Origin of the sequence: Sinorhizobium sp. 8-89 (assembly GCF_030124325.1) — a bacterium.
In the GTDB taxonomy this organism is placed as follows: domain Bacteria; phylum Pseudomonadota; class Alphaproteobacteria; order Rhizobiales; family Rhizobiaceae; genus Sinorhizobium.
Genome location: NZ_JASKLR010000040.1, coordinates 1 through 18,900 on the forward strand (window position 1 = coordinate 1; position 18,900 = coordinate 18,900).

The 18,900-nt window shown below is 62.7% G+C and carries 19 protein-coding genes; 14 read left to right on the forward strand and 5 right to left on the reverse strand.

What is annotated here, in order from left to right; translation table 11 throughout:
• Positions 1 to 255: 255 nt before the first annotated feature.
• Both QN219_RS31645 and QN219_RS31650 read left to right on the forward strand, forming a co-directional pair.
• The gene (locus QN219_RS31645; protein WP_284004387.1) at positions 256 to 1,089 is read left to right on the forward strand and encodes a universal stress protein; all 834 of its coding nucleotides are present in this window, start codon (positions 256 to 258) and stop codon (positions 1,087 to 1,089) included.
• A gap of 171 nt (positions 1,090 to 1,260) precedes the next feature.
• Positions 1,261 to 1,680, forward strand: coding sequence for a DUF3775 domain-containing protein (locus QN219_RS31650; protein ID WP_284004388.1), 420 nt, complete (start codon positions 1,261 to 1,263; stop codon positions 1,678 to 1,680).
• Between the two features lie 292 nt (positions 1,681 to 1,972).
• Here QN219_RS31650 and minE read toward each other — a convergent pair whose 3' ends face one another.
• Genes minE through QN219_RS31670 form a run of 4 tightly spaced genes read right to left on the reverse strand, consistent with a single transcriptional unit; the run spans position 1,973 to position 4,109 of the window.
• Entirely contained in the window at positions 1,973 to 2,236 is a 264-nt protein-coding gene (minE, locus tag QN219_RS31655) for a cell division topological specificity factor MinE (RefSeq protein ID WP_173512391.1), read from the reverse strand.
• On the reverse strand, positions 2,233 to 3,048 hold the full coding sequence (gene minD, locus QN219_RS31660) for a septum site-determining protein MinD (RefSeq protein WP_284004389.1): 816 nt from the start codon (positions 3,046 to 3,048) through the stop codon (positions 2,233 to 2,235). The genes minE and minD overlap by 4 nt, the downstream gene beginning before the upstream one ends.
• Positions 3,049 to 3,080: 32 nt before the next feature.
• Positions 3,081 to 3,833, reverse strand: coding sequence for a septum site-determining protein MinC (gene minC / locus QN219_RS31665; RefSeq protein ID WP_284004390.1), 753 nt, complete (start codon positions 3,831 to 3,833; stop codon positions 3,081 to 3,083).
• A complete protein-coding gene (locus tag QN219_RS31670) occupies positions 3,834 to 4,109 on the reverse strand; it encodes a hypothetical protein (RefSeq protein WP_284004391.1) in 276 nt (91 codons plus the stop codon).
• A gap of 206 nt (positions 4,110 to 4,315) precedes the next feature.
• On the opposite strand from QN219_RS31670, the gene phnC reads away from it, so the two are divergent.
• The 7 genes from phnC (at position 4,316) to phnN (ending at position 11,342) form a co-directional block, all read left to right on the forward strand.
• Complete coding sequence (phnC, locus tag QN219_RS31675) at positions 4,316 to 5,158, forward strand: phosphonate ABC transporter ATP-binding protein (protein WP_284004392.1); 843 nt, start codon at positions 4,316 to 4,318, stop codon at positions 5,156 to 5,158.
• Positions 5,159 to 5,246: 88 nt separating this feature from the next.
• Positions 5,247 to 6,152 carry a phosphonate ABC transporter substrate-binding protein gene (gene phnD, locus QN219_RS31680; RefSeq protein ID WP_284004393.1) on the forward strand — a complete coding sequence of 302 codons (906 nt, stop codon included), beginning with the start codon at positions 5,247 to 5,249 and terminating at the stop codon, positions 6,150 to 6,152.
• A 107-nt stretch (positions 6,153 to 6,259) separates the two neighbouring features.
• On the forward strand, positions 6,260 to 7,222 hold the full coding sequence (phnE, locus tag QN219_RS31685; protein ID WP_284004394.1) for a phosphonate ABC transporter, permease protein PhnE: 963 nt from the start codon (positions 6,260 to 6,262) through the stop codon (positions 7,220 to 7,222).
• Positions 7,223 to 7,231: 9 nt separating this feature from the next.
• Positions 7,232 to 8,746, forward strand: a complete 1,515-nt coding sequence (gene phnE / locus QN219_RS31690; RefSeq protein ID WP_284004395.1) for a phosphonate ABC transporter, permease protein PhnE — start codon at positions 7,232 to 7,234, stop codon at positions 8,744 to 8,746.
• A 163-nt stretch (positions 8,747 to 8,909) separates the two neighbouring features.
• The gene (locus QN219_RS31695) at positions 8,910 to 9,617 is read left to right on the forward strand and encodes a DUF1045 domain-containing protein (RefSeq protein ID WP_284004396.1); all 708 of its coding nucleotides are present in this window, start codon (positions 8,910 to 8,912) and stop codon (positions 9,615 to 9,617) included.
• 1 nt (position 9,618) lies between these two features.
• The gene (locus QN219_RS31700) at positions 9,619 to 10,758 is read left to right on the forward strand and encodes an alpha-D-ribose 1-methylphosphonate 5-triphosphate diphosphatase (RefSeq protein ID WP_284004397.1); all 1,140 of its coding nucleotides are present in this window, start codon (positions 9,619 to 9,621) and stop codon (positions 10,756 to 10,758) included.
• Positions 10,755 to 11,342, forward strand: coding sequence for a phosphonate metabolism protein/1,5-bisphosphokinase (PRPP-forming) PhnN (gene phnN, locus QN219_RS31705; protein WP_284004398.1), 588 nt, complete (start codon positions 10,755 to 10,757; stop codon positions 11,340 to 11,342). Before QN219_RS31700 ends, phnN begins: the two co-directional genes overlap by 4 nt.
• Positions 11,343 to 11,477: 135 nt before the next feature.
• Here the strand turns inward: phnN and QN219_RS31710 are convergent, their stop codons facing one another.
• Positions 11,478 to 11,846, reverse strand: a complete 369-nt coding sequence (locus QN219_RS31710; protein WP_284004399.1) for a helix-turn-helix transcriptional regulator — start codon at positions 11,844 to 11,846, stop codon at positions 11,478 to 11,480.
• A 139-nt stretch (positions 11,847 to 11,985) separates the two neighbouring features.
• On the opposite strand from QN219_RS31710, the gene QN219_RS31715 reads away from it, so the two are divergent.
• From QN219_RS31715 to hutU, 5 genes are all read left to right on the forward strand, one after another.
• Positions 11,986 to 13,170 carry an MFS transporter gene (locus QN219_RS31715; protein WP_284004400.1) on the forward strand — a complete coding sequence of 395 codons (1,185 nt, stop codon included), beginning with the start codon at positions 11,986 to 11,988 and terminating at the stop codon, positions 13,168 to 13,170.
• A gap of 451 nt (positions 13,171 to 13,621) precedes the next feature.
• On the forward strand, positions 13,622 to 14,863 hold the full coding sequence (hutI, locus tag QN219_RS31720) for an imidazolonepropionase (RefSeq protein WP_284004401.1): 1,242 nt from the start codon (positions 13,622 to 13,624) through the stop codon (positions 14,861 to 14,863).
• Positions 14,860 to 16,395 carry a histidine ammonia-lyase gene (gene hutH, locus QN219_RS31725; protein ID WP_284004402.1) on the forward strand — a complete coding sequence of 512 codons (1,536 nt, stop codon included), beginning with the start codon at positions 14,860 to 14,862 and terminating at the stop codon, positions 16,393 to 16,395. The genes hutI and hutH overlap by 4 nt, the downstream gene beginning before the upstream one ends.
• Before the next feature lies 1 nt (position 16,396).
• A complete protein-coding gene (gene hutG / locus QN219_RS31730; RefSeq protein WP_284004403.1) occupies positions 16,397 to 17,212 on the forward strand; it encodes an N-formylglutamate deformylase in 816 nt (271 codons plus the stop codon).
• Between the two features lie 2 nt (positions 17,213 to 17,214).
• Positions 17,215 to 18,888 carry a urocanate hydratase gene (gene hutU, locus QN219_RS31735; protein ID WP_284004414.1) on the forward strand — a complete coding sequence of 558 codons (1,674 nt, stop codon included), beginning with the start codon at positions 17,215 to 17,217 and terminating at the stop codon, positions 18,886 to 18,888.
• Positions 18,889 to 18,900: the final 12 nt, after the last annotated feature.

Below are 18,900 nucleotides of genomic sequence, written 5' to 3' on the forward strand. Positions count from 1 at the left end.
ATCATGTATGGTCTCCTGTTTTCATTCATCGTGTCATGGAACGCGGTTTCAGGATCGGCCTCATTGACGTCGATCAACCACGGCGGCGACCACCGGGAGCAACGGCAAGCCCGCGGTTAGCCCGCAAGGCAGCGGAAGCCACCGCACGATCGATCGGCGTGCCCGCGCGGCTTGATACAGCGCAATGAAGGATGCGTTTCCTCGCTTAGGCTGACAACCGGAAAGCGCAACCAACTCTTCAAGGGAGTAACGCTCATGTCCTTCAAGACGATCCTTACCGTCATCGGAGTCGACAACGCCGACAACGATCTGCAAACGGCAGCCGATCTCTGCGGCCAACAGGGTGCCCATCTTTCCGTCCTGGTCGTCGCGATGGCTCCTGCACCGCCGATCGGAGAATATGTGTCCGCTTCCACCATATGGTTGGAACAACGCGATCGCGACCGTGAAACGCTTGAAACAGCCGTAGAACATGCCCGCCAAATAGTTTCGCGCACCGATAACTCCTTCGGGATCGATGGCATCTACGCAGAAGCCGGAACGGCGGATCGCGAGATTGGCGACCGTGCGCTCTACGCCGATCTCGTCCTGACGGGATCAAGCGTTCTGCAGCACGCGGATCTGAAGCGGCAGGTGATCAACGGCAGCCTCTTTCAGGCAATGCGCCCGGTCATGCTTATCCCCGGCGACAAGAGACCAAGTCTTCGACCGAAGACGGTCTTGCTTGCGTGGGACTCACGCGCGGAAGCCGCACGTGCAGCGCGTGAGGCCCTCGAAATCATGACGACAGCGGCCGCAGTCCACGTAACCCTGGTCGATCCGGAAGCGTCTTCCGCGAAAAGTGGCGAGGAGCCAGGCGCCGATGTCGCCGCCTATCTCAGCCGCCACGGCATCAACGTAACGGTCGATCGACTGCCGAGCGCGGGCCGTCCTGTCGCGAGCGTGCTGCAGCAGCATGCCGACGACATCTCCGCCGACATGATCGTCATGGGGGCATACGGGCACTCGCGGGTGCGCGAACTGATCTTCGGCGGGGTTACTAAAACGATGCTCGACGATGCCGCCCTCCCCATTTTCATGGCCCGTTGAGTGTGCCGTATCGGGCCGGACTGAGAACTGCGACACGCATCAGGATCACCACCGAGACAGGAAGGGATCTGGTAAAATTGGCGATTCCGAACGGGAGCGATACTCTTCGGAATGACACGTCTGCGCTCCGGACGGAGATGACAGCAGACGACGCAAGTTGGAGGATCACCAATGAGCGAAGCTTGGGACCTGTCGATTTCACCCGAAAAAGTCTGCTATTTCATAGTCAAGGCCCGCGAATTCGACGTCAAGGTTGGGATGACGGAACCCGATCCGGCATCCAATGCCACGGATGATAACATGGCCTCGGTGCTCGAGGACCAACCGGACGATCCCGTCGAGATTGAACTTGCGAGCGCCATCTGGGCCCTGAACGAAGACGAGCAGATCGACCTGGTGGCTTTGGCGTGGCTGGGCCGCGGCGACGGTAAGTTGGAAGACTGGGACGACATCCGTGCTCAGGCGGCCGAGGCTCACAACAACCGAACCGGTGTCTATCTTCTCGGGATACCACTGCTGGCGGATTACCTGGAGGAGGCACTGGCGGAATTTGGAGAGACTTGTCAGGACTACGAAATGGGGCGCCTCTAGGGTTTCTTTCGCGCCCCTGACGCAGGCTGAACGCGCCAAGCCTCGCTGCGTCGATGACGATCCGCCGATTGCGCATCAACGCACAATCGACAGGCGTTGAGAGACTCAAGGAGCGCAGGCTCGCGGCAGCAGTCGATCTGGCTTTGATCGAGATTGCGGCAAAGTCAGGCAAGAATGAATTTGAATTGGTGCAGGCGCTGTTGCCGGCCCAGCCGTCATCATCGTGGCCGCCTTGCCGAGCAGGTGTCTCGGCCGTTCTTCGCCGGCCGAGACTTCTTTGCCCTGTAGCCTATCAGGCTGCGCGCACACCAGCGTTGAGCGGGATCTCGATATCGACCTCCAGTGTCGACACCTGTTCGCCGCGGTCCATCTTCACGTTCACCTTGTCGCGATCGACCTGGACGTGCTTGGCGATGACGGCGAGGATTTCCTCCCGCAGTTGCGCGACCAAGTCCGAGTGACCGACTGAAGCCCGCTCATGCGCGAGCAAGACCTGCAGGCGTTCGCGCGCTGTCGGCGCCGAGGTCTGCTTGTTGAAGAAGCGGAATATGCTCATGCTGCCCTCCGTCCGAATATCTTGCCGAACAGGCCGCGCTTTTCGCCCGGAATGGTGATCGGCACCGTTTCGCCGGCGAGCCGGCGTGCGGCGTCGAGGTAGGCAAGCGCCGGGGCGCTGCGATTGTCGGCGAGTGTGACCGGCGCGCCGAGGTTGGAGGCGCGCAGAACATCCATGCTCTCCGGAACGATTCCGAGCAGCGGGATCGACAGGATTTCGAGAACGTCATCGACCTTCAGCATGTCGCCCCGTTCCGCGCGATTGGCATCGTAGCGGGTGAGCAGCAGGTGCTTTTCCACTCGCTCGCCGCGTTCCGCTCTCTCCGTCTTGGAGTCGAGAAGGCCGATGATGCGATCCGAGTCGCGAACCGACGAGACTTCCGGGTTGGTGACGATAACGGCAACGTCGGCGTGGCGCATGGCGAGCGTGGCGCCGCGCTCGATCCCGGCCGGGCTGTCGCAGATGATCCAGTCGAAGTGCTTCTTCAACTCGGCCATCACCTTTTCGACGCCCTCGGCCGTCAGGCTGTCCTTGTCGCGGGTCTGCGAGGCCGGCAGCAGGAAGAGCGTTTCCAGTCGCTTGTCGCGGATCAGCGCCTGCGGCAGCTTGGCGTCGCCCTGTATGACGTTGACGAGGTCGTAGACGACCCGCCGCTCCGCGCCCATGACCAGATCGAGATTGCGCAGGCCGACGTCAAAATCGACGACCACCGTCTTCTCGTTTCTCTGCGCCAATGCCGCACCGAGTGCGGCGGTAGACGTCGTCTTGCCGACGCCGCCTTTACCCGATGTAACCACGATTACTTTCGCCATCTTGCACTCCTGTCTCCCGGCCGGCAGCCGGCTCAGTTAAGTCTCTCTGCCATGATCGAATCGCCTTCGAGCCAGAGCTGCACCGCCTGTCCGCGAAGGTGTGGCGCCATGTCGTCGGCCGTCTTGTAGACGCCGTCGATTGCCAGCAATTCTGCTTCAAGCTTGCGGCAGAAGATGCGCGCCGAGGCATTGCCCACGGATCCTGCGAGCGCCCGTCCCCGCAGCGTCCCGTAGATGTGTACCGAACCACCGGCAATGATTTCCGCGCCCGACGCAACCGACCCGACGACGGTGACGTCACCTTCGGGAAAGATCACCGACTGCCCGGAACGGACCGGCTCCTTGATGATGATCGAGGGCATTGCCCTGACCACCTGCGGCTCGGGGCGAAGGGCAGGTTCTGCCGGTTTGCCCTGACCGGATTTCGCCGATTCGGCGCCCTGTTCGGCCGACGGAACCTCGAAATCCGGAGCGGGGCGACCACCCTTCATCGCCGGGGGCATGCCCGGCTCGAACAGCGATGGGCGCCCGCCTTCGATCCCCATGATGCGCACGTTGCGTTTCGCGAGTTCGCCGATCAGGTCTTTCAACCGCGCTCGGTCGATCTCGATATCTTCCACGTCGAGGACGACTGGCCTTCCCAGGAAGAAGCCCGCGGAACGCGAAGCCAAGTCGTCGAGCCGGGTAAGCCATCCCTCGAGAGGCAGTTCCGGAGAAAGCACAAGTGCCAGGAATGAGCGGCCCTTGATACGGATCGAGCGAGTATCTGTTAGCACTTTGGTCATCTACGTTAATTTTTGGTTGCCAAGATTTACGTGAACCGTGGTTAACAAATAGTTAACTGCGGCACCCTGCATGAAGCTGGAGACCCGGTTTTGGCAGACGAAAAACGTCATCCATGACGGCACGCCGGTAACAATGATGATTTGCTGCCGCTGCGATAATTTCGGCGCGGCCGATGAGGTCGAACGCGCGCCTAGATTAGGCCGCGGGTCGCCTGGCACTTCGAATCGAAAGCGAATCGAATCGCCGGCCGCCCACTGCGACGAGTCGTTGTCCACACGTCATCGTTCACGCGGAGGCACAGCCGCCAATGCCCCTCTAAAATCAGGGGTTGTCTCCGGAAGACGGCAGCTGCTCAGGCGATCTCGCTGCGGCTGTGAACTGTTACAGAAACGACAAGAAACTGACATTTGGCGTTCATGAAGCGCCGATATGGCAGGTGTCATACCGATGACCGGTCTCCCCGAAAGAGGAACTGCTGCCAATGTTTCAGTTGAAGAATGTAACCCGCCGGTTCGGCACAAAAACAGCCGTCAGTTCGGTTACCTTCGACATCCCGCAGGGACAGATGGTCGGCATCATCGGCCGGTCGGGCGCCGGCAAGTCGACGCTGCTGCGCATGATCAACCGGCTGGTCGATCTCTCGTCCGGCTCGATCGAATTCGGCGGCACGGAAGTGTCCTCGCTCCGCGGTGCGGCGCTACGCAATTGGCAGCGCGACTGCGCCATGATCTTCCAGCAGTTCAACCTCGTGCCGCGTCTCGACGTGCTGACAAATGTCCTGCTCGGCCGTCTCAATCACCGTTCGACCGCCTTGAGCATCCTCAACATGTTCACGCGCGAAGAGCGGATCATGGCAATCGGCGCGCTTGAGCGTCTCGGCATCGAACAAACGGCGTTGCAGCCGGCAGGCACGCTTTCCGGGGGCCAGCAGCAGCGCGTTGCGATCGCCCGCGCCCTGATGCAGCAGCCGAAGGTGCTGCTTGCCGATGAGCCGATCGCTTCGCTCGACCCGCTCAACGCCAAGATCGTCATGGATGCGCTGCGCGACATCAACGAGCGCGACGGCATCACCGTCATCACGAACCTGCACACACTCGACACCGCGCGGAACTACTGCGAGCGGATCATCGGCATGGCCCATGGGCGCGTCGTCTTCGACGGGCAACCGAAGGACCTGACTGCCGCCGCCGTCGCCGAGATCTACGGTGCGGACACCGCAATCGAGGAATCGATGACCTCGACAAGCATCAATATTCCCGCGGCAGCCCCGCAGGAACAAACGGCATCGGCCGGCTTCAAGCCGCTGGCACTGGCCGGCCTCTGAGGCCCGCCAGGATCGCAGGCCCGCGTCAAGGGCAACCCTTTGAACCGATTTTGACCCGGCGCGGCCGGATAAACGGGAGACGAACCTTATGTTGAAGAAAGCTCTTTTGAGCGCTGTTGCGCTCTTCGCCCTCGTCGGCCAGGCCCAGGCCGAGGACCTCAAGGAATTCCGCATCGGCATCCTCGGCGGCGAAAACGAAGCCGACCGCCTGCGCAACTTCCAGTGCCTGGTCGACAAGCTCCCCGCTGCGATCGGCGTCGAAAAGGTATCGCTGTTCCCGGCCGCCGACTACGACGGCGTCATCCAGGGTCTGCTCGGCGGCACGCTCGACTATGCCGAGCTCGGCGCTTCCGGCTATGCCAAGATCTACCTCGCCAAGGCAGACGCGGTCGAGCCGATCCTGACGACGGTCCAGACCGACGGCTCGACCGGCTATCATTCGATCATGGTCGCCCGCAAGGACTCGGGCATCACCAAGCTCGAAGACCTCAAGGGCAAGAAGCTCGGCTTCGCCGATCCCGATTCGACCTCGGGCTACCTCGTCCCGCTCGTGACGCTTCCGGAAGCCATTGGCGGGCCGGTCAAGGAATATTTCGGTGAAACCGGCTTCGGCGGCGGTCACGAGAACCTGGTCCTCGAAGTCGTGAAGGGCACCTTCGATGCCGGCACGACCTTCGGTTCGGGCGTCGGCGAATTCAAGGATGGCTACACCTCGGGCAACCTGCGCAAGATGGTCGACAAGGGTATCCTCGACATGAACGACCTCGTCGAGCTCTGGAAGTCGCCGCTGATCCCGAACGGCCCGATCGTCGTACGCACTTCGATGAACGACGACATGAAGGCTAAGTTCAAGCAGTTCATGATGGATCTGCCGAAGACCGACGCCGCCTGCTTCTCGGCGATCCAGGGTGGAGACTTCACGGGCTTCACCGAAGTCAACAGCGATTTCTACAAGCCGATCATCGACGCCCGCAAGGCAACGATCGGCGGCTGATCGCCAAGGCATCAGATACGCGCTGGCTGCCTCATGCGGCCAGCGTTTGATTGTCTGGGACTGCCACAAGCATCCATCTCAAGAGGCCGGCACACGCCGGAAACCCCATGGCCACTTCCGTGCTTTCCCGGCAGCTCAGTGAGAGCGGCGCTCTTTTGGAGCGTCACTGGCAGGAGCTCAATGCCCGCCGCCGCCTTTACACCTTCCTGGGTCTGGCGTTACTCGCCCTAACGCTCTGCTCCTCGCTCTGGTTTGCGAACGGATCGAATGCCGGCAAGTTCTTTGATCGCCTTCCGCATCTCTTCGATTTCGTCGGAGACTTGATGCCGCGCGATGCCATGGAGATCGTCCGCGCCATGTTCGACCTGCCCTCGCCCTATGACGACGGCAGCTTCAAGTACAACTACCCGGACGGTCGGCTTTATCTCACCGATAGCCTCTACCTTCCCGAGTACTTCCACAAGATGCTGGAAACGGTGAACATCGCCATCTTTTCGACGGTGCTCGGCGCCCTTTTCGGCTTCCCACTCTGTTTTCTTGCCGCGCGCAATCTGATGCCAAATCCCTGGATAAGGGGAATCGTGCGCCGTTTCATGGAAATCGTGCGTGCTTTCCCGGAAGTGGTTATCGCCGGCTTCTTCCTGGCGATCCTCTCCCTTGGCCCCATTCCGGCGATTGCAGCGGTGTCCATCCATACGATCGGCGCACTTGGCAAATTGTTCTTCGAGGTCGTCGAGAACGCCGACATGAAGCCGGAGGAAGGCTTGCGCGCCGTCGGCAGCAATTGGATCGAGCGGGTGTGGTTCGGTATCGTCCCGCAGGTTCTTCCGAATTTCACCAGCTATTTCCTGCTCCGCCTTGAAATCAATGTGCGCGCCTCGACGATCATCGGCGCCGTGGGCGGCGGCGGCATCGGGGAGCTCCTGCGCCTGTCGATCGGCCAAGGCCACGAGGCGAAAACACTCGCGATCGTGATGCTCCTGTTCACGACGATCTTTGCGGTCGACCAGGTCTCCGCGTGGCTCCGCCGCCGCCTCGTCGGCGACCAGGCCTTCCAGCTTGCGCAATAGGAGTGCATCATGACCGCCTCGACCAAACCCAGCACTCTTGAGATGGAAGCCATAGCAGCCCGCCATCCGCACCTGTTGCAGTCCTCGTCCGAAACAAGGCTGAGGACGGCGCTGATCGCCTTCGGCGTGCTGTTCTACATGGCTTTCAGCTGGTGGTTCTTTTCGATCGGCCATGTGCTTGCCAACGCCAATTGGGGCATCGCCGGCAGCTATCTCGCCGATTGGGTCACCTATGAGGTCCGACCGGAGATCGAGATTGCGGCCGATGGCACGATGAACGTCTCCTATCAGCGCAATTCGCCGCTCGGCTCGAATCCCAACCCCGATTGGGTCACCCTCGAGAAGAAGACCGTGACCCGGACGATCGAGGCGCCGGCCGCTGCCGAAGCAGCGAAGCCGAAGGCGAGTTCATCCTTCAATTTCATGGCGCCGAATGCCGCGGTCGGCGGCGCCCAAGCGGCGCAGGCGCAAAACCGGGTCGAGACCCGCAGCGAAGAGGTCGTAGCGCGCGCGCTCGTTACTTACGATCGCTCGACGCATATCGAAGTTGCCGATAGCGTGGTAAAGGCGACGCACGGCGGCGAGACGCTGACAATCGCCGTCGACGGCGCCGATAGGGTGACGCCGCAAGGTCCCCTGCCCCGCTGGGCTACGCAGAAGCGGCCGGGGGAAAAGATTACGCTTTCCTTCGGCGTGACGGGGTGGGCGGAGGTTGAAGGCGACGAAGTCTCGATCCGCAATCGTTTCTTCGGCTGGGCAAACTTCCTCTTCGACACCAACTCGCCTTTCTTCGGAAAACCCTATGGCGAAGTGGCCTCGCTGATTGTCTCCGGCGAGCGGATCGATCCGGCGCGCTCAAACCTTTCGCTTGCCTGGAACAACATTCTCTACAATGCGGAGTGGCAGCATCTCGACGTCTGGACGAAGCTCCTGCAGACGATCGTCATGGCATTCGTCGGCACGCTGTTCGCATCGCTGATCGCCTTTCCCCTCTGCTTCCTCGCTGCACGCAACATCACGCCGAACCTTTTCGCCAACCAATTCGTCAAGCGCTTCTTCGATTTCCTGCGGTCGGTGGACATGTTCATCTGGGCGCTTTTCTTCACCCGCGCCTTCGGACCCGGACCGCTCGCCGGTATTTCGGCGATCTTCGTCACGGATACCGGCACGCTCGGCAAGCTCTACTCCGAGGCGCTTGAAAACATCGACGACAAGCAGCGCGAAGGCGTGAAATCGGTCGGCGCCACCCCGCTTGCCGTGCAGCGTTTCGGCGTGCTGCCCCAGGTTCTGCCGGTCTTCGCGAGCCAGGCGCTCTATTTCTGGGAGTCGAATACGCGTTCGGCGACCATCATCGGTGCGGTCGGCGCCGGCGGCATCGGGCTCAAGCTGTGGGAGGCGATGCGGACCAACTCCGATTGGGAAAATGTCGCCTACATGGTGCTTTTGATCTTGATGGTTGTCTTCTTTTTCGACAGCATCTCAAACGCGTGCCGCTCGCGACTGATGGGGCGTAAGGCGCACTAGGTCTCGGGTCGAATTGACCGGAGGTCCGGATCCCGCTCCGACCCGAATTGCGTTTATCGCCGAAGTCATCATGATGTTGTCATGCAAATCGGCTAGCTGCGCATCGCACCCCGCGAACCATCGCCCCGTCGACGACGGGCAGTCGATACAGAAAGTGAGACCCGTGCGTTATGCAATCTACTTCGCGCCGCCGGCCGATGACCGGTTGTCGCAGACTGCAGCCCGTTGGCTTGGCCGCGATGCCTTCATTGACGCGGCTTTGAGCTGGCCGGAAGTCCCCGGACTCGGACACGACGATCAGATTGCGTTGACGGCAGATCCCCGCCGATACGGCTTTCATGGAACGCTGAAGGCGCCGTTCGAGCTCGCGCAAGGCAAGAGCGAAGCTGATCTGCTGGCGGCTTTCGACGAGCTTGCGGCGGAGATCGACCCCTTCGAAGTGCCGCGGATCGTGTTGCACGAGATCGGCCCCTTTTTCGCACTGGTCTCGGCCGAGGACTGTGTCCCCCTTCGGAACCTTGCGGAGCAGGCCGTCCGTCGTTTCGAGCCGTTCCGGGCGCCGCTGTCGGATACCGATATTGCTCGCCGCAATCCGGAAAAGCTTACCCAGCGTCAACGGGAATACCTTACGACATGGGGCTACCCTTACGTCTTCGAGGAATTCCAGTTCCATTTGACGCTGACGGGACCGGTGCCCGCCGAGACACGCTCCGTGATGCGCGAGACGCTCAGCGCTGCGTTTGACGCGTTCATTGGCAAGCCGCTCGACGTCTCGACGGTCGCGCTTTTCGTAGAGCCCCATCGCGGCGCCCCGTTTACCGTCCATTCCTTATTGCCGCTTGGCGGCGCATCCCAACGAAAGATCGCATGAGATGAGCAAAGAACAGGTTTTGAGCAACGCCCGCATCGTTCTCGAGGATAGAATAGTCAACGGTTCCGTCCTTATCCGCGACGGCCGGATCTCCGATATTTCGGAAGGTACGATGAGCACGGGCGAAGACTTCGAAGGCGACTACCTGCTGCCCGGCCTGATCGAACTCCACACCGATCATCTGGAGGCACATTATTCCCCGCGCCCGGGCGTGCGCTGGCTGAAGATCGCAGCGATCCAGGCCCATGACGCGCAGGTCGTCACCTCCGGCATCACCACGGTTTTCGATTGCCTGCGTCTGGGTTCGGACGAGGACGGCGGCTTCCAGAAGGGCGAGATGCGCAGCATGGCCGACGCCCTGGCGCAGGCCAAGACGGAAGGGCGCCTGCGCGCCGACCACCTGATCCATCTGCGCTGCGAGGTTTCGACCTCCGACGTCCTCGACCATTACGAAGATTTCCGGGAGGACCCGCAGGTTCGGCTCGTTTCGCTGATGGACCACGCGCCGGGACAGCGCCAATTCCAGACGATGGAGCAGTACACGCTCTACTACAAAACGAAGCGCGGCCTTTCGGACGAGGCTTTCGCCGAGTTCGTCGAGCGTCAACAGGCGCTTTCCGCCCGCTACGCCGCGCCTCACCGCACGGCGCTGGCGAAGGCTTGTGCCGCACGCGGCATTACCGTTGCAAGCCATGACGACGCGACGATCGAGCATGTCGAAGAGTCGATCGGTTACGGCATCCGGCTTGCGGAATTCCCGACGAGCTTCGAGGCGGCGGAAGCCTCCCATCGCGCAGGCTTGAGCGTCTTGATGGGTGCGCCGAATATCGTGCGCGGCAAATCGCATTCCGGCAACATCGCCGCCCGCGATCTCGCCGAGCGCGGCGTGCTCGACGTGCTGTCCTCCGACTATGTTCCCTTCAGCCTTATCCATGCGCCTTTCGTTCTGGCCGATGAGGTCGAGGCGATCGATCTTCCCCAGGCAATTGCGATGGTCACGGACACAACCGCGCGCTCCTTGGGTCTCGACGATCGCGGCCGGGTCGCCGTTGGACTGCGCGCCGATATCGCGCGTGTTCACCGTCCACAGGGCATTCCGGTTGTTCGCTCCGTCTGGCGCGAAGGACGGCGTGTCGCATGACCGCTCCGAAAAACAATCGTGGGATGCTTGTCGTCGTCGTTGGTCCGAGCGGCGCCGGCAAGGACAGTGTCATGGGCTTTGCCGCCTGCCATTTTGCACAACGCCCCGATGTCCTGTTCGTGCGCCGCGTGATCACGCGTCCGTCGGATGCCGGCGGCGAAGTGCATGAAAGCGTATCGGCCGTGGAGTTCGAGGAGATGAAGCGAAACGGTGCCTTCGCCGTCTCGTGGCACGCGCATGGTTTGAGCTATGGCATCCCGAAGGACATCGCAGGCAAGGTCGCGAGTGGCATGACGGCAATCGTCAACGGCAGCCGCGCGGCCCTCCCCGCCATTCGCGCGGCGTTCGGCGACATCGCAGTCGCCGTAATTACCGCCGATGCGCCGATACTGGCCAAGCGGCTTGCCGAACGGGGACGCGAAAGCGAAGAGGATGTGCTGCGCCGGCTGGCGCGACAGACACCCGATGTCATCACTGGTCCGTATGTGACGGTGATCGACAATAGCGGCCGGCTCGAGATTGCCGGAAACCGTTTCGTCGCGCTCGTCGAGCGCTATTGCTCCGAGATTCCACATCCCGCCTGAGCAAAGGAGCGGCTGCCCGCGAGTAACCCTGCCCACCGAGGCCTCTTCGCTCCGTCTGTTGGTCGGAAACGCCACCTGCCCCCGCAGATCCACGGGACCGCGCCGCCGGGACCAATGCCTCGGCGGAAATGGCTGTCACGGGTCGCGTTGCGCCAGCCCCTCCTCTGCGGCTTCTTCGATCTTCTTCACCATGGGGAGATCCACCGCGGCTGCGATGATAGAATCGAGCAGGCCGGGGAAGCGGCTGTCGAGCTCGTTTCTCCGCAGCGTGATCAGCCGGCTGGTGCCGGAGACCTCGGTGCGGGTGATGCCCGCCTCGCGCAGCTTGGCCAGATGGTAGCTGATATTGGTCTTGGAGCCGAAGTCCGTGAAGTTCAGGCACATCGTCGGCTGCCCCTCGCGGCGGGCGAGATAGCCCACAATCGCCAGCCGTGTCGGGTCGCCCAGAGCGGCGAGCACATTGGACAGAGTGATCTGATCGGCAGTGGGATGGGGTAAGGTCATGGCTCGAAAGTAGCTGGTTGGTATCCTGGTTCGATTCGGCTTGCCCGCCGCTTGCGGAGGGTTGGTAGAACGACTGCATATTGACATCGCAATCGATCGAGTTCAATAGTTCAATAAGTTTTGAACAAAGGATCTCCCCATGGACAAGCGCCTCATCTGGCTCGCTGTCGGCTCCTTCACCATGAGCACGGTCGGTTTCGTCTTTTCGAGCCTACTGCCGTCGATTGCGGCGGACACGCACACGACCGTTCCGCATGCGGGGCACCTGATCACCGTGTTTTCGCTTTCCTATGCCATCGGCGCGCCGCTGCTTTCGGCACTGGCCGGGGCGGCTGACAGGCGGCGGCTGCTGGTGGCTGCAATGCTCGCCTTCGTGCTGGGCAACGGCATCGCCGCGACAAGCGTCTCCTTCACCACCCTCCTGCTTGCCCAGATCGTGATGGGAATGGCGAGTGGGCTGTTTGCTGCCACCGCCCAGGCGACAGCAGTTTCCCTGGCCGGGCCGGAGCACCGCGCGCTGGCGATCTCGATCGTGGTGGGCGGCACGACATTCGCGGTGGCGCTGGGTGCACCTCTTGGCGCGCTGATCGCCACTGTCTGGGGCTGGCGCGGCACGTTTGGGGCGGTGGCACTACTCGGGCTCGCCTGCGCCATTGTGCTATGGCTGCGCCTGCCGCGAGGCCTCAGCGGAACCAAGCTGACGCTTTCCGAGCGCCTTGCTGCCATTGGCCGTCCGGGCGTGGCCTCGTCGCTGATGGTGACGTTTCTCTATCTCACCGGCGCGTTCGTGATCATCTCCTATCTCGCGCCGCTGGCGATCGACGGTGCGGGGCTTTCACCAATCGCGCTGCCTGGCCTGCTGCTCGCCTTCGGCGTCGGCGCGGTGATCGGCAATCTTTCCAGCGGCTATCTGGCCGACCGGATCGGCGCGACGCGCATGGTGGTGCTTTCGCTGATGTCCGCGCTCATCGTGTCGCTCGTGATCGCCTTCGGACTGCATTTCCTCGCGCCCAACCTGGCCGGCCTGCTGCTCATCGGCATCATGTTGCCTTGGGGCATTATCGGCTGGGCATTCCCGCCGGCGCAGGCGAGCCGCATCGTCGGCTTCGCACCGGACGTGGCGCATCTGACGCTGTCGCTCAATGCGTCGGCGATCTATCTCGGTATTGCCGGCGGCACCGCGATCGGCGGGCGGGTGCTGGAAAACTTGGCTGCAGCCGACCTCGGCTTCTTTGCAGCGCTGTTTCCAGTCGCCGCGCTCACCGTGCTCTATGCGGGGCTGCGCTCCTACCGGCGGCGTTTCGCCGCTACTGCGGCGGAATAGAGCAATTCCAAGAAAGTTGCAGCGGTTTTCCGTCCGGTAATTGCGCAATTTAACCTGGGGTTCAACCTGACATGAAGCTCGTGCCCAGAGCACGCGGGTGTCCGAGTCGAGCCGAACCGCTCGTCCCGGACACCGTGCTTGCGAACGCATAGACCAAGGCGAGGAATCGAAGCGGGCGGAACCCGCTCGGTTCCCGGCTCGATGCCGTCGCGGGGGCGCGGCCGACCCCGCTGCTCGGATTGCAGCACACAGCCTCACCGGTGACACATCGGACACCGACCGACGGCCGCTACCTCGGGCGCCTGCGGCAGAAACCTCCTCCTTGCTCCAGATCACGCTATGTTTCCAAGCTCCTGGCAGAACCAGCACTTTCGTGTGGTGACGCCGTGATTTTTCGCTTGTCACCCTGATATTATGTATATACATTAAAGCAGACGAAGGGCGGAGACCAATGGACGGAAACGCGAATTCGGGCAGAACCAGCCTCTGGCGCAATGCGCGCCTCGCCACGCTTCGCGAGGATCTGGGGCCGCTCGGCATTATCGATGGAGGCGCCGTGGCCACACGCGGCGACCGGATCATATATGCCGGCTCCGAGAATGACCTGCCCGCGGACCTCTCCCGGGCCGATCAAGTCTTCAATTGCGAAGGCCGCTGGATGACGCCGGCGCTCATCGACTGCCACACCCATATCGTGCATGGCGGCAACCGCGCGCGTGAGTTCCAGATGCGGCTCGAAGGCGCCACCTACGAGGACATCGCACGCGCCGGCGGCGGCATTGCCTCGACGGTGAAGGCGACCAATGCCCTGTCGGTCGAGGAACTGGTGGAAGCCGCGCTTCCGAGGCTCGATGCCCTGCTGGCGGAGGGGGTTGCAACGGTCGAGGTGAAATCCGGCTACGGGCTGAATATCGACGCCGAACTCAGGATGCTGCGGGCGGCGCGCCGACTGCAAACGTTGCGCCCAGTGCGCATCATCACAAGCTATCTCGCCGCGCACGCGACCCCGCCCGAATACAAGGGCCGCAACGGCGGCTACATCAGCGACGTCGTGCTGCCCGGGCTGCAGCGTGCGCATTCCGAGGGCCTCGTCGACGCGGTTGACGGCTTCTGCGAAGGCATCGCCTTCTCTCCCGCCGAAATCAGCCGGGTCTTCGACGCCGCGAAGGCGCTTGGCCTGCCGGTCAAGCTCCACGCCGAGCAGCTTTCGGATCTCGGCGGCGCCAAACTCGCGGCCTCCTACGGCGCACTTTCGGCCGACCATCTCGAATATCTCGATGCCGAAGGCGCGGCGGCTCTGGCAAAGGCCGGGACCGTCGCCGTGCTTCTGCCCGGTGCATTCTATACGCTTCGCGAAACGCAACTGCCGCCAGTCGATGCCCTCCGTGCAGCCGGAACACGCATCGCCATTGCGACGGACTGCAACCCGGGAACTTCTCCGCTGACCTCGGTGCTTCTGACCATGAACATATCGGCGACGCTCTTCCGCCTGACCGTCGACGAATGCCTCGCGGGTGTCACACGCGAAGCCGCGCGCGCGCTCGGAATCCTAGACAAGACCGGCACGATCGAGGTCGGCAAGTCCGCGGATCTCGCGATCTGGAACATCGACGAGCCTGCCGAACTTATCTACCGGATAGGCTTCAATCCGCTGCATCAGCGCATCTTTAAAGGCGAAAGAATCGGCCAATGACCATCGTACTTAAGCCAGGCTCCGTTCCGCTCAAGGATCTGGAGACGATCTACTGGACCCGGGAACCGACCCGCCTCGATCCCGCCTTCGACGCAGCCATTGCCAAGGCTGCCGCTCGCATCGCCGAAATCGCCGCCGGCAACGCCCCAGTTTACGGCATCAACACCGGCTTCGGGAAGCTTGCCTCGATCAAGATCGACAGCGCCGACGTGACGACGCTGCAGCGCAACCTCATCCTGTCGCATTGCTGCGGCGTGGGCGCGCCTCTACCGGAAAACATCGTCCGGCTGATCATGGCGCTGAAGCTCGTCTCGCTCGGCCGCGGCGCTTCGGGCGTTCGCCTTGAACTCGTCCGCCTGATCGAGGCGATGCAGGAGCGGGGCGTGATCCCGCTGATCCCGGAAAAGGGCTCGGTGGGCGCATCGGGCGACCTTGCGCCGCTTGCCCACATGGCGGCCGTGATGATGGGCCACGGAGAAGCGTTCTTCGATGGTACGCGCATGCCGGGCAGAGCCGCGCTTGAAAAGGCCGGACTTTCGCCCGTGACGCTCGCCGCGAAGGAGGGCCTCGCCCTGATCAACGGCACACAGGCGTCCACCGCCCTGGCGCTCGCCGGGCTCTTCCGTGCCCACCGCGCCGCACAGGCGGCGCTTATCACCGGGGCGCTTTCGACCGATGCCGCAATGGGATCGTCCGCACCCTTCCATCCCGACATCCACACGCTGCGCGGCCATCGAGGCCAGATCGACACCGCTGCGGCCCTTCGCCAATTGCTCGAGGGATCGGAGATCCGGCAGAGCCATATCGAGGGCGATGAACGGGTGCAGGATCCCTACTGCATCCGCTGCCAGCCGCAAGTTGACGGCGCCTGCCTCGACCTCCTGCGCTCCGTCGCCGCATCGCTCACGATCGAGGCAAACGCCGTTACCGACAATCCGCTGGTGCTTTCCGACAACTCCGTTGTCTCTGGCGGCAATTTCCACGCCGAACCGGTGGCTTTCGCCGCCGACCAGATCGCGCTCGCGGTCTGCGAGATCGGCGCCATCGCGCAGCGCCGCATCGCACTTCTCGTCGATCCGACGCTCAGCTACGGTCTGCCGGCATTCCTGGCCAAGAAGCCGGGGCTCAATTCGGGCCTGATGATCGCCGAGGTTACTTCCGCCGCACTGATGTCGGAGAACAAGCAACTCTCGCATCCGGCTTCCGTCGATTCGACGCCGACATCCGCCAACCAGGAAGACCATGTATCGATGGCCTGCCACGGCGCACGCCGCCTGCTGCAGATGACCGACAACCTGTTCTCGATCATCGGCATCGAGGCCCTGACGGCCGTTCAGGGTGTAGAATTCCGGGCACCTCTGACGACCAGCCCCGACCTTTCGAAGGCCGTGGCTGCCGTGCGCAGCGTGTCACCGACGATCGAAGAGGACCGCTATATGGCCGACGACCTAAGGGCGGCCGGCGAGTTGGTCGCGTCCGGCACGCTCAATGCCGCCGTCTCCGCTGGCATTCTCCCGAAACTGGGTGTCTGACATGGCGGTTTTCGAAATCCGGCGGGGCACATCACCCGTCATCCTTGGCTTTCCCCATACGGGCACCGACGTGCCCGCAGAGATCTGGGCGCGGCTGAACGACAACGGCCGTATCCTCGCCGATACAGACTGGCATATTCACGAGCTCTACGAAGGGCTTCTGCCGGATGCCACCACCGTGCGCGCTACCTTCCATCGTTACGTCATCGACGCCAATCGCGACCCGGAAGGCGTGAGCCTCTATCCCGGCCAGAACACTACCGGCCTCGTACCGGAGACCGACTTCGACGGCGTGTCTATCTGGAAGGATGGCGAGGCACCGACGGAGGCCGACATTGCGACGCGCCTTCGCGATTTCCATGCTCCCTATCATGCGGCGCTCGCCGCCGAGATCAAGCGCGTCAAGGCGACCCATGGCGTGGCGGTGCTCTACGACTGCCATTCGATCCGCTCACACATTCCCTTCCTCTTCGAAGGCAAGCTGCCCGACTTCAATATCGGCACGGATATGGGCAAGACCTGCGCTGCCGAAATAGAAAGGGCAACGGCAGAAATCGCCGCTTCCGCAGAGGGTTACACCAACATCTTGAACGGCCGCTTCAAGGGCGGCTGGACCACCCGTCACTATGGCCGGCCGGAAGTCGGCGTGCATGCGATCCAGATGGAACTCGCGCAGTCCACACATCTGGCAACGGAAGCGCCGCCCTTCTCGCTGGATCCCGCGAAGGCCGAATGCCTTCGCGCCACTCTCAAGGCCATCCTGAAACGAATCGAAACAACGGCATTCGCCCTCAAACTGACAGGGAGTGAGGCATGAACGTGAATAATCCGCGCCACAATATCCGCGAGGTGCGCAGCCCGCGCGGGACGGAGATCAGCGCCAAGAGCTGGCTGACCGAAGCGCCGCTACGCATGCTGATGAACAACCTCGACCCGGACGTTGCCGAGAACCCGCACGAACTCGTCGTCTACGGCGGCATCGGCCGGGCGGCCCGCACCTGGGCGGACTTCGACCGGATCGTTGCGACGCTCAAGGATCTCAACGAGGACGAAACGCTGCTCGTCCAGTCCGGCAAGCCGGTCGGCGTCTTCCGCACCCACAAGGATGCGCCGCGCGTGCTGATCGCCAATTCCAACCTCGTGCCGCGCTGGGCGACCTGGGACCATTTCAACGAGCTCGATCGGAAGGGTCTCGCCATGTACGGCCAGATGACCGCCGGCTCCTGGATTTATATCGGCACCCAGGGCATCGTCCAGGGGACCTACGAGACCTTTGCTGAAGCCGGCCGCCAGCACTATGGCGGAAACCTTAAAGGCAAGTGGGTGCTGACCGGCGGTCTCGGCGGCATGGGCGGCGCGCAACCGCTCGCCGCTGTCATGGCCGGCGCCTGCTGCCTTGCCGTCGAATGCAATCCAGACTCGATCGATTTCCGCCTGCGCACCCGCTATCTCGATGCCAAGGCCGAGACGCTGGACGAGGCCATGGAGATGATCGATCGCTGGACCAAGGCAGGCGAAGCGAAATCCGTCGGCCTGCTCGGCAACACGGCGGAAATCGTCCCCGAAATGGTTCGCCGCGGCATTCAGCCGGACATGGTCACCGACCAGACCTCCGCCCATGATCCGGTCAACGGCTACCTGCCAAAGGGCTGGACGATGGGCCAGTGGAAGGAAAAGCGTGTCAGCGACCCGAAGGCCGTCGAAAAGGCGGCACGCGCATCGATGCGCGAGCACGTAGAGGCGATGATCGCCTTCCAGAGCATGGGCGTCCCCACCTTCGACTACGGCAACAACATTCGCCAGATGGCCAAGGAAGAAGGGCTTGAAAACGCTTTTGCCTTCCCGGGCTTCGTGCCGGCCTATATCCGCCCGCTCTTCTGCCGCGGCATCGGCCCGTTCCGCTGGGCGGCACTGTCGGGCGATCCGGAGGACATCCGCAAGACCGATGCCAAGGTCAAGGAACTGCTGCCGGACAACAAGGACCTGCACAACTGGCTGAACATGGCCAGGGAGCGCATCGCCTACCAGGGCCTGCCGGCGCGCATCTGCTGGGTTGGCCTCGGCGACCGTCACCGCCTCGGCCTTGCCTTCAATGAAATGGTGCGCAATGGCGAGCTGAGTGCTCCAATCGTCATCGGCCGCGACCATCTCGATTCCGGCTCCGTCGCTTCGCCGAACCGCGAGACCGAAGCGATGAAGGACGGTTCCGATGCCGTTTCCGACTGGCCGCTCCTGAATGCGCTCTTGAACACGGCTTCCGGCGCGACCTGGGTCTCGCTCCACCACGGTGGCGGTGTCGGCATGGGCTTCTCGCAGCATTCTGGCGTCGTCATCTGCTGCGACGGCAGCGAGGACGCCGATCGTCGCATTGAGCGCGTGCTGTGGAACGACCCCGCGACCGGCGTCATGCGCCATGCCGATGCCGGCTACGACATTGCGCTGGACTGCGCCAAGGAGAAGGGCCTGCGCCTGCCCGGCATTCTCGGGAACTGACGAAAGACGCGG

Coding starts and splice junctions, on each gene's coding strand:
- phnE (WP_284004395.1), top strand. CDS start 7,232: ATGACCGCCTCGACCAAACCCAGCACTCTTGAGATGGAAGCCATAGCA.
- QN219_RS31700 (WP_284004397.1), top strand. CDS start 9,619: ATGAGCAAAGAACAGGTTTTGAGCAACGCCCGCATCGTTCTCGAGGAT.
- QN219_RS31710 (WP_284004399.1), bottom strand. CDS start 11,846: ATGACCTTACCCCATCCCACTGCCGATCAGATCACTCTGTCCAATGTG.
- minD (WP_284004389.1), bottom strand. CDS start 3,048: ATGGCGAAAGTAATCGTGGTTACATCGGGTAAAGGCGGCGTCGGCAAG.
- QN219_RS31650 (WP_284004388.1), top strand. CDS start 1,261: ATGAGCGAAGCTTGGGACCTGTCGATTTCACCCGAAAAAGTCTGCTAT.
- hutI (WP_284004401.1), top strand. CDS start 13,622: ATGGACGGAAACGCGAATTCGGGCAGAACCAGCCTCTGGCGCAATGCG.
- phnN (WP_284004398.1), top strand. CDS start 10,755: ATGACCGCTCCGAAAAACAATCGTGGGATGCTTGTCGTCGTCGTTGGT.
- QN219_RS31645 (WP_284004387.1), top strand. CDS start 256: ATGTCCTTCAAGACGATCCTTACCGTCATCGGAGTCGACAACGCCGAC.
- QN219_RS31715 (WP_284004400.1), top strand. CDS start 11,986: ATGGACAAGCGCCTCATCTGGCTCGCTGTCGGCTCCTTCACCATGAGC.
- phnE (WP_284004394.1), top strand. CDS start 6,260: ATGGCCACTTCCGTGCTTTCCCGGCAGCTCAGTGAGAGCGGCGCTCTT.
- minC (WP_284004390.1), bottom strand. CDS start 3,833: ATGACCAAAGTGCTAACAGATACTCGCTCGATCCGTATCAAGGGCCGC.
- minE (WP_173512391.1), bottom strand. CDS start 2,236: ATGAGCATATTCCGCTTCTTCAACAAGCAGACCTCGGCGCCGACAGCG.
- hutH (WP_284004402.1), top strand. CDS start 14,860: ATGACCATCGTACTTAAGCCAGGCTCCGTTCCGCTCAAGGATCTGGAG.
- phnD (WP_284004393.1), top strand. CDS start 5,247: ATGTTGAAGAAAGCTCTTTTGAGCGCTGTTGCGCTCTTCGCCCTCGTC.
- hutG (WP_284004403.1), top strand. CDS start 16,397: ATGGCGGTTTTCGAAATCCGGCGGGGCACATCACCCGTCATCCTTGGC.
- phnC (WP_284004392.1), top strand. CDS start 4,316: ATGTTTCAGTTGAAGAATGTAACCCGCCGGTTCGGCACAAAAACAGCC.